Source organism: Parcubacteria group bacterium (genome assembly GCA_016181765.1).
In the GTDB taxonomy this organism is placed as follows: Bacteria; Patescibacteriota; Patescibacteriia; order UBA2169; family UBA2169; genus CG10-46-32.
This window is the reverse complement of sequence record JACOYR010000004.1, coordinates 56,394-70,090: the sequence shown is the minus strand read 5'-3', so window position 1 is coordinate 70,090 and position 13,697 is coordinate 56,394. Positions and strand designations below refer to the sequence as shown.

Genomic DNA, 13,697 nt, shown 5'->3' with positions numbered 1-13,697 from the left:
CATTGGCATAGACACGCCAGAAACAGTTGATCCCCGAAAGCCAGTACAGTGTTTTGGCATAGAGGCATCCAACAAAGCCAAGGAGGTATTAAGCGGTAATCGTGTCCGACTGGAAGCAGATCCAACCCAGGGCGAGCGCGACAAGTACAGCCGTTTGCTTCGTTACGTTTTTTTTGAAGATGGCGCCAACTTTAGCGACTTGATGATACGCGAGGGGTATGGACACGAATACACCTACAACCTGCCATATAAGTATCAAGAACAATTTAAACAAGCCGAGGACGAGGCGCGCGTAGCAAAGCGCGGTCTGTGGGCGGATGGCGTGTGCGCGGACGCAGATGAAGTAGAGCAAGGGGAGCCAGCACCAAGCGCTCCACCCCCCTCGACTATAGAACCAGATACAGAGCCACAAGCGCAAGGCCAGTACGATTGTTCAAACAATGTTTACAACTGCAGTAACTTTACAACGCACGCAGAAGCCCAGGCCGCGTTTGAGCAGTGTGGCGGCGTGGCAAACGACATCCATCGTCTTGATGCGGATGGCGATGGCGAGGCGTGCGAGAGTTTACCTTAAATTTGGCATTAAACTAAATTATATGCGACAACTACACTACATCTTGCTACTGCTCCTTGCCAGTTTGGCGTTGACAGGTTGCAGCGCTGGCTCATCCAACAACACAATTTGTGACAGCAATGCCTATAACTGTTCAGATTTTAAGACACGCGCAGAAGCACAGCGTGTGTTTGAGTCCTGTGGCGGGGTAAGTAATGATATTCATCGGCTAGATGGGAATAAAGATGGTGAGGCATGTGAGAGCTTGCCATAATAAGCTTATTTAGCTATGGTTCGGATATGTATTGCAGTAAGTGCGGAGAACAACTTAAAGAGAAAGACAATTTTTGTCCTAACTGTGGAAAAGAAATTGAGAAACAACGGCTAGAGGAGATAACGTTACTTCCTATGATGGATACACACCCACAGGTCCCGCCAGGGAGTGATAGATTAAAAGAGCGCAAGGATACACAGGAAACGATTATTGTTGCTACTGTAATTATTTTGATTGTGGCTGGGATTGTGTTTGGGATGTTTAAGATTGTGGACCCTCCTCCTCTCGATTCTATTTGTAATCAAAAAGAAGGCAATACGGCTTTTACTTTCAGGGGTGCAGATGTGGATGATTATTGTCTTATTATTCTTCCTTATGAAGCAAGAGATCAAGAATCTCCTGGCGTATGGAGCGCAATACTCAATAAACAGAAAAATCTGGATTTCAAAAAGTCATTTGAGATTGATCCTATCGCAAACAAAGTTAAGTTTATTGCGGATGGATATTCTGAAGTGATTACTCCACAGGTTTGGGTTGAACTGCGTCAAAAAATTGAAGGGGAAGATACCGAATTACAACCCCCATTTACTACCACACTTACAAATTCAAACACAACAACAAAGTTGGTTCTTGCGCCCACTACTTCAAATGACATTAAAGAAATAACTCGAATTGTGAATGGATACATATCAGAACTTCCTTCCAGCGACACTTTGCAGTTTGAAACAAAAGCCGAAAACGGCAGCACACTAACTTTGGAGTTAAAACGATCATACCCAATTTTTAGAATGGCAAAAGAAAGAGACGATTCTCGAAAAACTGAAGTGCTTTATATAACTACTGTTAAAGAGCATACTTGCGACATTAAAAATAATGATAAATTTAGTTGTACTTGGCACGAGACTGATGTGTTACAAAATACTTTTAAAGATTGGTTCACACAACAAAAGCTTTACCTTGATCCTTCTGTTGAGAATTTAAGTTCTATGAAAGAGTCGGATGATAAAGTTGTTATTGTTACTGCTGGCACGATGACTGGTCTTCCTAAAACATATGGTTGGAAAAATACATACCAAATAGAATCAGATTCATACGCGAAATTTTTGCAAGATTGTGGGGCATATTTTCAACAGCAGAATAATAATAATAGCGCTCAACAGAGAAAATACATTACAGAGCACCAGGAGATTGATTCAGAAATAGCACAAGAAGAAGCCAGGGTGAAATACCCTCTCTACAATATTTCGCTCGTTTGCCCTCAACGGTATATTAGTGATATTGGCGCGACTTTTAATGCTGTTATCTCTTCTAACGCTTGTATTAAACTTTTTAAGAATGAGGACGAAGATGAGAGCTTCGCACAAATTAAACGCAGTATTTATTTAAATCATCTTTGTAGATAACTATATGAATTACTGGCAAATCATCGCAATCGCAGTGCCGGGTATTGGAGGGGCTGCATTACTGGCCACTATTGTGTACTATACAAGCCGTTTCGGTCGCGGCGTTAATGTTGGCAGAATCGCTACTAAGAATTTGAATCGTCGTATTCTTAATGAAATTGATACTTCGTTTAAAAATGAGCCACTAGACAAACAGCATGGCATAGCTAAGTCCAGAATTTGGGATAGTGTTCCGAAGCCGAAATTTATGACGAATATGCAGGAGCGTATTGAAATATTGAGATTAAAAAAAACTAAATTAGAAGAAGAACGCAAAGAGTTTGTCGCGCGTCTTGAGCAAAATTTAAAAAATGAACACGAGTACGCAGAAAAACATTTAAACAATTTTAAGCAATCTTTGGAGAATGAAATTCAAAAACTTGATATAGAACTGCAGAGCTTGGTTGAGAAATTGACAAAATTTGAATCAGAAAAAGAAAGATTAACTATTGCGCTTCTTGATGCGGAAAAGGAGTACAGAGAAGAGAAGCAAAAGGCAAGAAAAAATCCAATCACAGTAGCATCAAAAAAATGGCTATTGGACACGCACGATAAATTAACTACATCGCTTGATGGATTTAGTGCTGTTGCGCATTGGTGGCCAATTGTGATTTTTATTGTGTTGCTCATTGTAGATTATTACATTAGCTCACGACTCAATATAGACGCAATCCCCGTGTGGAACCGTGGTGACGGGATAAGTCTGATCCAATTTACAATTGCTTTTATGGTTATTATGGTTTTCGCTTTTGAGGGTGTAAAATTTTTTCACAACCACAAGTCGTGTCCTAGTTTATTGAAAAAGTTGTTTGAGGCAATAGCGCTATTGATAGGTATTGTTACACTTATAAGTATTCCAGTTTCTTTGTACTTTTATCGCCGTGAAAATATAAACGAAAATTTTAGTGACCTTGTATATATAGCCCTATTTTTTGGGGTTGGTTTTCTTGCCGCATTATTTTTGAGCCATACCGAGTGGAGCCTTGTTTGGAGGACGATCAAATCATTCCTCGGCAGTATTACATATGGAATTAAATGGTTGGTGTGTTTAGTGTTATTCATCATTGAGTTGATATCGCGTACAGCAATAAAGCCATTTGAAGGCCTTTTTGTCTCATCTCCCACGGTAAAGCGGCTACATTCTCATTTAAAAAAAATTTTTAACCAAGTGAGAACTACAAAGACAGACATAACAAATATTCATACAAGGAAGGATGCTCTAATTACACAGAACGAGAAAGTCCTTAAAGAAAGTATTGGCGATATAGATAGGCGTTATCATGAGATGAAAGAAAAAGAAAAAAATCGCGTTAAATCAGAAATTGATGCGCTAGATCGGGAAATTCATGAAATTGAGAATGATAAGCGCACTAATCGTTTCCGCGTAGGCGTTGAATATGCGGTGAATCGTTACTTTAAATGGGAACTTTAGATAGGTTTTCCGACTCACTATTAGATTATGCGCCTTAGATTTTTTTTCATACTACTGGGGGCAACCTTTGTCATATTTGGATTATCGGATTCTACTTTCGCTCATCCCGGGGGCACTGATGGCTCGGGTTGCCATACTTGTAGAACGAACTGCAGTTCTTGGGGGTTGTCTTATGGCGAGTACCACTGTCATAACAATAAAGGATTACCACAACCATCTGATCCTATACATAGCCATTGGGGCGATGGTGGTACTGGCTATACCACCCCAGCGCCTGATTACACATATCCTTCATTGAATTACGATTTCCTAACCCCCTCAATTCCTTCTAGGCCTTCGTGTCCTTTAAACTCTTCATATGATTCGTTGTCTGGTGGATGTGAGTGTAATTATAGCTATGTAGTGGATACGAATATTTTTGGTGATAAGGAATGTGTTTCTGGCAATACCTATTGTAGGAATTTGTATGGCTATAATTCAAGTTATAACTCCCTGACTAGTTCGTGTAAATGTAGTTATGGCTATATTTTGAATGGCGGGAAGTGTGTGTCGCGAGATGATTATTGTCAAGAGTTGCTGGGATGGAATGCTGAACACGATATTTTAACCGATAGTTGTAAGTGTGGCAGAGGGTATGTTCTGGATACGAATTTATTTGGGGGGCAAACCTGTGTAGATGGTGATTCATACTGCCATGATAATTATGGTTATTATTCAAGTTACGATTCTTCTTCGAAAACATGCGAGTGTGACTATGGGTATATTTTTGAAAATGAGAGGTGCATAGAGGAAGTAGACAATTCTTACGAGCAATTGTTGAATAATCTTAATTCAAGGGTTAATCTATTCAATAGTGATAAACAAAATCAACGCGAACCAATTTTTGCTTCTCCTGCCACTGTAGAACAAGATACTCCTACTACTCCTGTGGTAGCTACGCCATCTATTGATAAATCTACAAATACTCAACCCGGTATAGAGGCTACAACTACAGAGAATGAAACAGGAGCTAGGGTGCTTTCTAGCGAAGTGGTTAGGGAAGAAAAAGAAGCAAGTATCCATTGTAATGAAGGATATGCTCTTTCGTTAAATAAAAAATATTGCATACAAATTCCAGAACATGCGCATGCTGTAGAAAGCCTAACAGATGTGTGGCTGTGTGATGACGGGTATAGAGAAGTTGGTAATTCGTGCGTCCAGATTGAGCCAGAACAGACTGCAGAAGAAATAAATACAACTAATCAATTTGTCGTAGAAGATATTATTACTGATTTTGAAACCAGCAATGAGAAAACGACGGAGTCAAAACTTAATTTTATTTTCTTTTCGAGAATTCAAAGTTGGTTCAAAAGTTTGTTTAGATGAGCCTTATATCAACATGAATCCACCCACCATCACCGCCACCAAGGTCATCGTTCCCTCAATAAAAACAATTCCTGAAACCTTTTTTCTCCCCTCTATGGATGTCAAAGAAGCTGAAAAAATAATCAATGATTATGGGAAGATAATGGAAAAATCAGCTTATATGGTTTTTGGAGCGCCAATTTCTATATTGCCTTATTCAAAAGACGAAATTAAAGAAGCGATTAAAATAGCGATTATATTCTCAAAACATGGAGATGACTTTAGCGACCTAATAGTGGGTTATACAGGGCTATCTCAATACATAGATGATAAAAAAGCATGTATCTCTATACTCGCAATAAACATGATGAAGGAAGAGGTTGAAGGAAAGGGGATAGCTAAAGATTGCAAGGAAAACAAAAATTATGAACTTATACGTGATTGGTGTATGGCTGAATCAATAAAAATTCAAGAAGAAATTCTCCAAGAACATAAAAAATTATTAAAAGAATTAGATCCTACTCTAGATTTTGTTTTCGGCAAGGGTAAGAAATAAATTTTGCGAAGGGCTTGGTTGGGTGAGTTATGCAAGCGAGTTCATCGCGTATTCCTATAAGAGCTACTACAACCGATTGAGTCATTTCCGGCTGGTCACGCAGAAACGGGAAATATGGGTCATCAAAAATGGGTCATGTCCCCATTTCACCATCCCATTTCACCAGCTTGCCGAGAAGGTTCGGCGGCTAAAGGAATACCAAAAATCAACCCGTGATGATTTGGCGGCTTTGGAGCAATCTATATTGCACAGGGCTTTTGGTAGTCAATTTGTCAAATAAGAGATAGAATGGAAAATGGCAACGGATTATATATGAACAACGAAAAGAAACAATCAAAAAATAAATCCATCGCGCTTTTTGAGGGCAATCAAATTCGCCGCCACTGGGATGATGAAAAAGAACTCTGGTATTTTTCTGTGATTGATGTGGTGAGAGTGTTAACTAACAGTATTGATGCCGGGGCATATTGGAGAAAGTTAAAACAAAGACTAAAAGAAGAAGGTAGTCAGTCCGTGACAAAATGTCACGAACTGAAATTTATGGCTAAAGATGGCAAATATTATGCCACAGATGCCACCGATACAGAGGTTATGCTCCGGCTCATCCAGTCAATACCTTCGCCAAATGCCGAACCATTTAAGCTTTGGCTGGCGCAAGTGGGCTATGAGCGCTTGGAAGAAACAGCAGATCCCGAATTGGCCATTAATCGTGCCTTAAAAACATACCTGCAAAAAGGATACAGCCCGGAGTGGGTCAATCAGCGCCTCAAAAGCATTGAAATCCGCAAAGCGCTTACTGATGAATGGGAAAAACGGGGCATGAAACAAGGTCTGGAGTTTGCAATTCTAACCGATGAGATAAGCCGGGCATGGGCCGGATTGACCACCAAGGAGTATAAAAATCTCAAAGGGCTGAAAAAAGAAAATCTGCGGGACAATATGACTAATTTGGAATTGGTTTTGAATATGCTTGCCGAAACCGCGACCACTGAAATATCGGAAAAAAGAGAACCGAAAAATTTGGATGAAAATAAAACCGTGGCGCGCGAAGGCGGGAGCGTGGCTGGCGCGGCCCGAAAGTCCATAGAGAAAAAAACCGGAAACAGCGCAATTACCGGCAAGAACGCGCGACAGATCAGAAATAAAAATATCTGAAATTCAGGCTCGTGCAAATCAAAACCCCCCTCCATGGGGTGTTCCATTAAGTGGAAGGAATAACGTTGTTTCGGAATTACCAGCCATTCCCCAAAGTAATTGTATTAGGTTGCTTGCATCAACCGCTATGATGCGCTATCATAGCAGTTTATGGCTTCATCAACCCCCAAAAAAATCGGCCCGCCGATACGGCGGGCAGGCAGGCCAAAGCAGAAGCCCGCGCCAGTATCCGTGCGCCGCGCCACGGCGGGCTTGGGCTTGTTTGCCCGAGAGGCAATCAGGCGCGGGCAGTTTGTGATTGAGTACCGGGGCCAAGTGCTTCCGGACGCCAAAGCCCAGGAGCGCAATACCAAGTACCTGTTCCAGATAAACCGCAACTGGGCCGTGGACGGCTCTTCGCGCCGCAACGCGGCGCGGTACATCAACCACTCCTGCCGCCCCAACTGCGAGACCGACATCTACGGAAAGCGCATCAAGGTCTATGCCCGGCGGAACATCAAGCCCGGGGAAGAGCTCACGTACGACTACGGCAAGGAGTACTTTGATGACCGCATCAAGCCCAAGGGGTGCAGGTGCGCCAAGTGCATGGGTGTGGACTAACCGGCAAAAATGTTGTATGATGAGGGCATGCAATTGTCTAAAATCAAGGAGCTCGGAATCCTGTGGTTCATTGCCGGGTGGCGGTTCTCGGTATCCGAGGATTTTGTGCCTCTGCACTACACCATTTACTTCGGCTTGGACCGGTTCGGCCCCAAATACGATTTATTTTTGTTTCCCACGCTCGGCACGGTCATCCTCGCAGTGAACATGCTGGTGGCGCGGTCCGCGTTTTTCGGAAACAAACTGTGGCAGGCCGTGCTCGGGGGCCTGACGTTTTTGATGGAGATGATTCTACTCGTCTCATTGGTATTAGCCGTACTCAAAGGGCTTTCGTAACATGGACGTTCCATCCTTGTTTCCGGTGATTAAAATTTTTATCCTCACCACGCTTGGGTTCGTGATCGCGTTTGCCTTAACGCCCTTGCTGACGCACTTTTTGTACAAGTATAAGCTGGGCAAGGCAATACGCGCGAGCTCCCAGGCGCCGGTGTTTGCCCGGCTGCACCAAAAGAAAGCCGGGACCCCGACCATGGGAGGGGTGCTGGTGTGGGTTACAGTGCTCCTGCTCGCGCTGGTGTTTTTTTACGTTGAAAAATTTTTTCCTGAATCAAGCGCGGCACGGTTCAATTTTTTGGACCGCGGGGAAACGCTCCTGCCGCTCGGCGCCCTGGTTGCTTCATCCTTGGTTGGTTTGGCTGATGACTGGTTCAACATCCGCGCGCGAGGCGCCTTCAAAGGCGGTTTGAACGTGTGGCACCGCCTCATCATCTACACGCTCATCGCGCTCGCGGGCTCGTGGTGGTTTTTCTACAAGCTTGAGTGGGATTTGCTGCACGTCCCGTTCTTCGGCACGTTTGCAATCGGGTGGTGGTACGTGCCCATTTTTGTATTCATCATCGTGGCAACCGCGTTCTCGGTGAACGAATCAGACGGCCTGGACGGCCTGGCCGGAGGCTTGCTCTTGGCCGCGTTCGGGGCGTTCGGCGCCATGGCTTTCATTTCCGGCCGCTTTGAGCTTGCCACGTTCTGCGGGGTGATTGTGGGCAGCCTCCTTGCGTTTTTATGGTTCAACATCAACCCGGCCCGGTTCTTTATGGGGGATACCGGAGCCATGGGGCTTGGGGTCACGCTCGGCATTGTTGCCATGCTCACAAATACGGCCCTGTTTTTGCCGGTGGTGGGCTTATTGTTTGTCATAGAATCAGGCAGCGTCATCATCCAGACAATTTCAAAGAAAGGGTTTGGCAGGAAGATTTTCATATCAACCCCGATCCACCACCACTTTGAGGCAATCGGCTGGAGCGAGCCCAAAATCGTGATGCGGTTCTGGGTGATTGCCTCGGTCACGGCCGTGCTCGGGGTGATTCTGTTTTTGATTGATGCGGCGCTGGTATGATTCCGATTGCCGGAAAAAAGATCCTGCTCCTGGGCCTGGGTTTGCACGGCGGGGGCGCGGCAACGGCACGGTGGCTACATAAGCATGGCGCCAAGCTTGTTATTTCCGATCTGCGCGACCGGAAGCTGCTTGAGCCGTCCATAAAAGCGCTGGCAAAGCAGACGGGTATTGTGTATGTGCTGGGCAGGCACCGCGAGCGAGACGTGAAATGGGCTGATTATGTGGTGTACAACCCGGGCGTGCCCAAAGAGTCTCGGTACCTGCAGCTCGGCCGAAGGCTCAATAAGCCCGTGTATAACGAGGCGAGCTTGTTTTTTGACCGGTGCGAGGCCCCGATTATTGCGGTTACCGGCACGCGCGGCAAATCCACCACCGCGAGCCTGATTGCCGCAATGTGCAAAAAGAAAAATCCCCGCACCGTGCTCGCGGGCAACATCAAAACCTCGTTCATGCTGGATGTGCTGGACCGCATGACACCTCATCACCTCGCGGTTTTGGAGCTCTCCAGCTGGCAGCTTGAGGGCCTCAACATCGTGCGCGGCGCGCCGGACATTGCGGTGGTCACCAATTTATACCCGGACCATTTGAACCGCTACCAGAGCCTGGCGCACTACTACGCGTCCAAAAAAGAAATTTTCCGGCACCAGGCCGCCGAGCATATATTGATCCTCAACAAAGATGATAGCCTGCTCGCGCAGTGGCATAAGGAAGCGGCGCCAAACGCGGTATTCTTTTCAAAGGGCGAGCACCGTGCGTTGATGAAGGGCATGGCGCTTGCCGGGCGCCACAACCTGGAAAACGCGGTGGCCGCGATTGCCGCGGCAAAACAGTACGGCGTTTCTGCCCGGGACATCAGGAGTGTTTTAAAAAATCCGCCCGTGCTTTCGGGCAGGCAGGAGATTATTGCCGTCAAGAAGGGCGTTGTGTACGTCAACGACACGACCGCGACCACGCCCGAGGCGGGCATTGCGGCATTGGAACGCTTCGGCGGGAGGCGCAAGAATATCATCCTCATCGCCGGCGGGGCCGACAAAAAGCTCGTGTTCACCGAGTGGGCGCGCTCCGTTATCAAATACTGCAGCCAGGCGCACCTGCTGGTTGGGGATGCGAGCGCCAAACAGAAGAAAGCTTTGGCCGGATTCAAAAAGCTTACTGCGGGCCACAACGACCTTGGGGTGCTCGTACGCATTGCCGCCTCTGCCGCTTCAAAGGGCGACATTATCCTGTTCTCTCCTGCGGCAGCGAGCTTTAACCTGTGGCCGCACGAGTTCGCGCGCGGGGATGATTTCAGCAAGGCAGTGTCCGGCCTATGACCGCGCGGTACACGCACAAACAAGCGCCGAGAAGCGCGCTCCACATTCCGCTCTTTGCGGCGAGCGGGGCCATTCTGGTGTTCGGGCTCTTGATGCTTTTTTCCGCGTCCGTTGCCGTCGGCATTGAGCGGTTCGGGGATCCCAACTTCTTCATCAAGCGCCAGCTCATAGCCCTTCTGCTCGGGCTCGGTGCGGCGTACCTTGCCTACCGCATTGACTACCGGGTCTGGCAGCGCTGGTCGTTTGTCATTCTCCTTGCGAGCGTGGCGCTCCTGGTGCTCGTGTTGGTGCCCGGAATCGGCATCGCGGGCCAGGGCGCGCAGCGCTGGCTCAACCTCGGGCCGTTCGGGTTCCAGCCGAGCGAACTGGCCAAACTCACCCTGATTTTGTACCTTGCGGCCTGGCTCTCGGAGCGCGGGCGGGCGGGCATACGGGATTTTTACACCGGGCTCTTGCCGCTCACCATCGTGCTCGGCGCCATTGCGTTCCTCATCCTCAAACAGCCTGATTTGGGGACCCTGATTATCATCTGCGCCATTGCCATAAGCATGTACTTTGTGGGCGGCGCTGATCTCAAGCACTTGGCCGGGCTCTTGGGCGCGGGAGCTGTTGCCTTGGGAGCCGCGATCGCGCTCGCCCCGTACCGCCTTGCGCGGTTTACGGCGTTTCTGGACCCTTCGGCCGACCCGCAGGGAGCGGGGTACCACATCACCCAGGCGCTCCTGGCCGTGGGCTCGGGCGGGATATTCGGGCGCGGGCTCACCCGGTCCTTGCAAAAATACCTCTACCTGCCCGAGGTGACCGGGGACTCCATTTTCGCGGTCATTGCCGAAGAGCTCGGATTTGCGGGCAGCATGCTCGTGCTGGCGCTGTTTTTATTCTTTTTTTGGCAGTGCATCCGCATTTCCCGGAGCGCGGGGGACGGATTCGGCAAGCTGGCCGCTTTTGGAGTGGGCACGTGGATTGCGCTGCAGGCGTTCATCAACATAGGCGCCATGCTCGGGGTACTGCCCTTGACTGGTTTGACGCTCCCCTTGGTATCCTACGGCGGAAGCTCGCTGGTCGTGACCTTGGTTGCGATCGGCATCCTTTTGAATATTTCCAAAATGAACAGGGCATCATAGGGCATCATAGGGCATCATTATGAAAATCCTGCTCGCGGGCGGCGGGACCCTCGGGTCCGTAAACCCGCTCATCGCAATGTACGAGGAGGCGAAGAAGCAGCATAAAAGCTGGGACTGGTTTTGGGTGGGCACCAGGAGCGGCATTGAGCGGTCCCTGATCGGGCCCCTTTCCATTGGGTACGAGTGGGTGCCTGCCATCAAGCTGCGCAGGTACTTTTCCCTGCGCGTGCTGGTTGACCCTTTCTTTTTGGCGCTCGCGTTCCTGCGGAGCCTCTTGATTGTGATGGTTGAAAAGCCGGATGTGATCATTGGCGCGGGCTCGTTCGTTTCCGTGCCTGTTATCTGGGCCGGGTGGCTGTTCCGGAAAAAGATCATCATCCACCAGCAGGACATCCGCCCCACGCTCTCCAACAAGCTGTGCGCGCCTTTCGCGTCCAAGATTACGGTGAGCTTCAAAAAGTCTTTAGAAGATTTCCCCAAGGCCAAGGCAGAGTGGATCGGCAATCCGGCCCGGGACGCGCTTAAAGAAGCAAACCCCCTGGCTGCGGCCTCTGAATTTCATTTTGATGCAACGCTCCCGGTGGTGCTCATTACCGGCGGCTCAAGCGGGGCAGAAGCCCTGAACGCGTGGGTGTGGAAGCACCTCTTAAGCCTCACCCGCGCGGCTAATGTGGTCCACCTTGCGGGCCGCGGCAAAATGGATCCCTCTCAAACGCACGAGCGCTACCGCCAGGTTGAGTTTTTAGGTCCGCTCATGCCGCACGCCTTGGCAGCCGCTGACCTGGCCATCACCCGCGGGGGCATAGGAACTATTACCGAACTGGGGCACCTCAGAAAGGCGGCCATCATCATCCCTATGCCTGGCACGCACCAGGAAGACAATGCCTTTTACTGCCTCCGCGAGCGCGCGGCAGTGGTGTACCGGCAGGACCAACTAGACGAAACCGTGGTGCGGCGCGTGCGCGAACTTTTGGAATCGCCCGAAAAGCGCGAGGCGCTCGGCCGCGCCCTAGCCGGGCTCTTAAAAGAGGGCGCCCGGGAGCGCATGGTAAACATCATTGCGTCGCTCGGGGGCTCACCGGCAGTCATATGAACCTCAAGCAGTTCAAGCATGCATACCTGGCGGGCATTGGCGGCATTAGCGTGTCTGCCATTGCCAAATTGCTGCTGCACCACCGTGTGCACGTATCCGGGTTTGACACGGCCCGGAGCGATATCACGGACGAGCTTGTCCGCATGGGCGCTCGCGTTGCTGCCCGCGGCGCGAATGTGGAACTCCCGGATGGCGTTGATGTGCTCATCTATTCAGAGGCGGTTCCAAAAACCGATGCCCTGCGCATGCAGGCGGCCGGACGCGGCATCAAACAAATGCCGGCAGCCGGATTCTGGGGAGCATTCTCGCGCGGCAAAAAGGTCATTGCAATTTCGGGCACCAACGGCAAATCAACTACCACGGCCATGGTCGGCTTGATGCTTGAAGAAGCGGGCTATGACCCCACGGCGGTGGTGGGCACGCGGGTCGCGCAGTGGGATTCCAATATTCGCATCGGAAAGTCCGATTGGCTCGTGATTGAGGCGGATGAGTACGCGGCCAAGATGCTCAACTACAAGCCTCTGATTGCAGTCATCACCAACATCAGCGCTGACCACCTTGATTTTTACAAGGACACGAATGACATAATCAAACATTTTCAGGCGTGGGTTGATTCAGTTTCCAAGAGCGGCATAGTGATTATAAACAGGGATGACGAAGCGAGCAGAGCGCTTGAAATCCCGAGGGGCATGAAGCGCACGTTCGGGGTCAAGGGGAATTCCGGGGTGCGCGCCGCAGGCATTGCCCAGACGTCCGGGGAGCGCGGCTGGGTGGGGAATTTGAGCTTCAACATCTGCGACAACAGCGAGGATTGGGGGTACGCCAAAATGCACGTGCCCGGGGAGCACAACCTGGCCAATGCGGTTGCGGCCGCGGTTGCGGCGGATTCGGCCGGAGTTCCGCGCAAAAAAATTTTGAAAGCGCTCTCCAAGTTCAAAGGGACCTGGCGCAGGTTTGAGCTGGCGGGCGAGTACCGCAAGGCTTTAGTCATCTCTGATTACGGCCATCATCCGGACGGAATCCGCGCTACGCTCAGAGCAGCCCGGGACTGGTACCCCTTCCACCGCATCCTGGCCCTGTTCCAGCCGCACCACCGCAACCGCACCAAGAAACTGTTTAATGAATTTGCGGATTCATTCGGCAGGGCTGACGAGGTCATCATCAGCGAAATTTACGACGTGTCCGGCCGCGAGGATTCGCGCGACCAGGACGTGTCGTCGAAGGATTTGGTTGAAGCCATAAAAAAGTCGCGAGACGTTAAAGTCACGTACGCGCCTGACCTCAAAGATGCTGAAAAGCAGCTCAAAGAAAAAATCAAACCCAATGACGTGGTCATTATCATGGGCGCGGGTGACGTGGACCGAGTTGCGCGGAACTTAACCAAACATTCCCCCCTCCTCTAATGAGGAGGGGGC

The 13,697-nt window shown here is 49.2% G+C and carries 14 protein-coding genes and 1 pseudogene; all 15 read left to right on the top strand.

Translation table 11 applies throughout. From position 1 onward, the window contains the following. The first annotated feature begins 202 nt into the window (after window positions 1-202). The 15 genes and pseudogenes from HYT31_02820 (at window position 203) to murC (ending at window position 13,685) form a co-directional block, all read left to right on the top strand. Window positions 203-574: an excalibur calcium-binding domain-containing protein gene (locus HYT31_02820; protein MBI2050714.1), complete on the top strand. Its 372-nt coding sequence runs from the start codon at window positions 203-205 to the stop codon at window positions 572-574. After that, entirely contained in the window at window positions 534-827 is a 294-nt protein-coding gene (locus HYT31_02815) for an excalibur calcium-binding domain-containing protein (GenBank protein MBI2050713.1), read from the top strand. Before HYT31_02820 ends, HYT31_02815 begins: the two co-directional genes overlap by 41 nt. A gap of 26 nt (window positions 828-853) precedes the next feature. Beyond that, window positions 854-2,230 carry a zinc ribbon domain-containing protein gene (locus tag HYT31_02810; GenBank protein ID MBI2050712.1) on the top strand — a complete coding sequence of 459 codons (1,377 nt, stop codon included), beginning with the start codon at window positions 854-856 and terminating at the stop codon, window positions 2,228-2,230. A 4-nt stretch (window positions 2,231-2,234) separates the two neighbouring features. Continuing rightward, on the top strand, window positions 2,235-3,701 hold the full coding sequence (locus HYT31_02805; GenBank protein MBI2050711.1) for a hypothetical protein: 1,467 nt from the start codon (window positions 2,235-2,237) through the stop codon (window positions 3,699-3,701). Between the two features lie 27 nt (window positions 3,702-3,728). After that, window positions 3,729-3,896 (top strand): annotated as a pseudogene (locus tag HYT31_02800) (YHYH domain-containing protein). A 351-nt stretch (window positions 3,897-4,247) separates the two neighbouring features. Beyond that, the gene (locus tag HYT31_02795; protein MBI2050710.1) at window positions 4,248-5,066 is read left to right on the top strand and encodes a hypothetical protein; all 819 of its coding nucleotides are present in this window, start codon (window positions 4,248-4,250) and stop codon (window positions 5,064-5,066) included. Window positions 5,067-5,079: 13 nt separating this feature from the next. Continuing rightward, window positions 5,080-5,601, top strand: coding sequence for a hypothetical protein (locus HYT31_02790; GenBank protein MBI2050709.1), 522 nt, complete (start codon window positions 5,080-5,082; stop codon window positions 5,599-5,601). 312 nt (window positions 5,602-5,913) lie between these two features. Beyond that, on the top strand, window positions 5,914-6,756 hold the full coding sequence (locus HYT31_02785) for a hypothetical protein (protein ID MBI2050708.1): 843 nt from the start codon (window positions 5,914-5,916) through the stop codon (window positions 6,754-6,756). 150 nt (window positions 6,757-6,906) lie between these two features. Continuing rightward, on the top strand, window positions 6,907-7,356 hold the full coding sequence (locus tag HYT31_02780; GenBank protein ID MBI2050707.1) for an SET domain-containing protein: 450 nt from the start codon (window positions 6,907-6,909) through the stop codon (window positions 7,354-7,356). A 27-nt stretch (window positions 7,357-7,383) separates the two neighbouring features. After that, window positions 7,384-7,692, top strand: coding sequence for a hypothetical protein (locus tag HYT31_02775; protein ID MBI2050706.1), 309 nt, complete (start codon window positions 7,384-7,386; stop codon window positions 7,690-7,692). A gap of 1 nt (window position 7,693) precedes the next feature. Next, window positions 7,694-8,752, top strand: a complete 1,059-nt coding sequence (gene mraY / locus HYT31_02770; GenBank protein MBI2050705.1) for a phospho-N-acetylmuramoyl-pentapeptide-transferase — start codon at window positions 7,694-7,696, stop codon at window positions 8,750-8,752. Then, complete coding sequence (gene murD / locus HYT31_02765; GenBank protein ID MBI2050704.1) at window positions 8,749-10,065, top strand: UDP-N-acetylmuramoyl-L-alanine--D-glutamate ligase; 1,317 nt, start codon at window positions 8,749-8,751, stop codon at window positions 10,063-10,065. The genes mraY and murD overlap by 4 nt, the downstream gene beginning before the upstream one ends. Then, window positions 10,062-11,189: a putative lipid II flippase FtsW gene (ftsW, locus tag HYT31_02760; GenBank protein ID MBI2050703.1), complete on the top strand. Its 1,128-nt coding sequence runs from the start codon at window positions 10,062-10,064 to the stop codon at window positions 11,187-11,189. The genes murD and ftsW overlap by 4 nt, the downstream gene beginning before the upstream one ends. Before the next feature lie 19 nt (window positions 11,190-11,208). Further along, complete coding sequence (locus HYT31_02755; GenBank protein MBI2050702.1) at window positions 11,209-12,282, top strand: UDP-N-acetylglucosamine--N-acetylmuramyl-(pentapeptide) pyrophosphoryl-undecaprenol N-acetylglucosamine transferase; 1,074 nt, start codon at window positions 11,209-11,211, stop codon at window positions 12,280-12,282. Then, window positions 12,279-13,685, top strand: coding sequence for a UDP-N-acetylmuramate--L-alanine ligase (gene murC, locus HYT31_02750; GenBank protein ID MBI2050701.1), 1,407 nt, complete (start codon window positions 12,279-12,281; stop codon window positions 13,683-13,685). The genes HYT31_02755 and murC overlap by 4 nt, the downstream gene beginning before the upstream one ends. The last annotated feature ends 12 nt before the right edge of the window (window positions 13,686-13,697 follow it).

Coding starts and splice junctions, on each gene's coding strand:
- HYT31_02805 (MBI2050711.1), top strand. CDS start 2,235: ATGAATTACTGGCAAATCATCGCAATCGCAGTGCCGGGTATTGGAGGG.
- HYT31_02755 (MBI2050702.1), top strand. CDS start 11,209: ATGAAAATCCTGCTCGCGGGCGGCGGGACCCTCGGGTCCGTAAACCCG.
- ftsW (MBI2050703.1), top strand. CDS start 10,062: ATGACCGCGCGGTACACGCACAAACAAGCGCCGAGAAGCGCGCTCCAC.
- HYT31_02815 (MBI2050713.1), top strand. CDS start 534: ATGCGGATGGCGATGGCGAGGCGTGCGAGAGTTTACCTTAAATTTGGC.
- mraY (MBI2050705.1), top strand. CDS start 7,694: ATGGACGTTCCATCCTTGTTTCCGGTGATTAAAATTTTTATCCTCACC.
- HYT31_02790 (MBI2050709.1), top strand. CDS start 5,080: ATGAATCCACCCACCATCACCGCCACCAAGGTCATCGTTCCCTCAATA.
- murD (MBI2050704.1), top strand. CDS start 8,749: ATGATTCCGATTGCCGGAAAAAAGATCCTGCTCCTGGGCCTGGGTTTG.
- HYT31_02820 (MBI2050714.1), top strand. CDS start 203: ATGATACGCGAGGGGTATGGACACGAATACACCTACAACCTGCCATAT.
- murC (MBI2050701.1), top strand. CDS start 12,279: ATGAACCTCAAGCAGTTCAAGCATGCATACCTGGCGGGCATTGGCGGC.
- HYT31_02775 (MBI2050706.1), top strand. CDS start 7,384: ATGCAATTGTCTAAAATCAAGGAGCTCGGAATCCTGTGGTTCATTGCC.
- HYT31_02810 (MBI2050712.1), top strand. CDS start 854: ATGTATTGCAGTAAGTGCGGAGAACAACTTAAAGAGAAAGACAATTTT.
- HYT31_02785 (MBI2050708.1), top strand. CDS start 5,914: ATGAACAACGAAAAGAAACAATCAAAAAATAAATCCATCGCGCTTTTT.
- HYT31_02780 (MBI2050707.1), top strand. CDS start 6,907: ATGGCTTCATCAACCCCCAAAAAAATCGGCCCGCCGATACGGCGGGCA.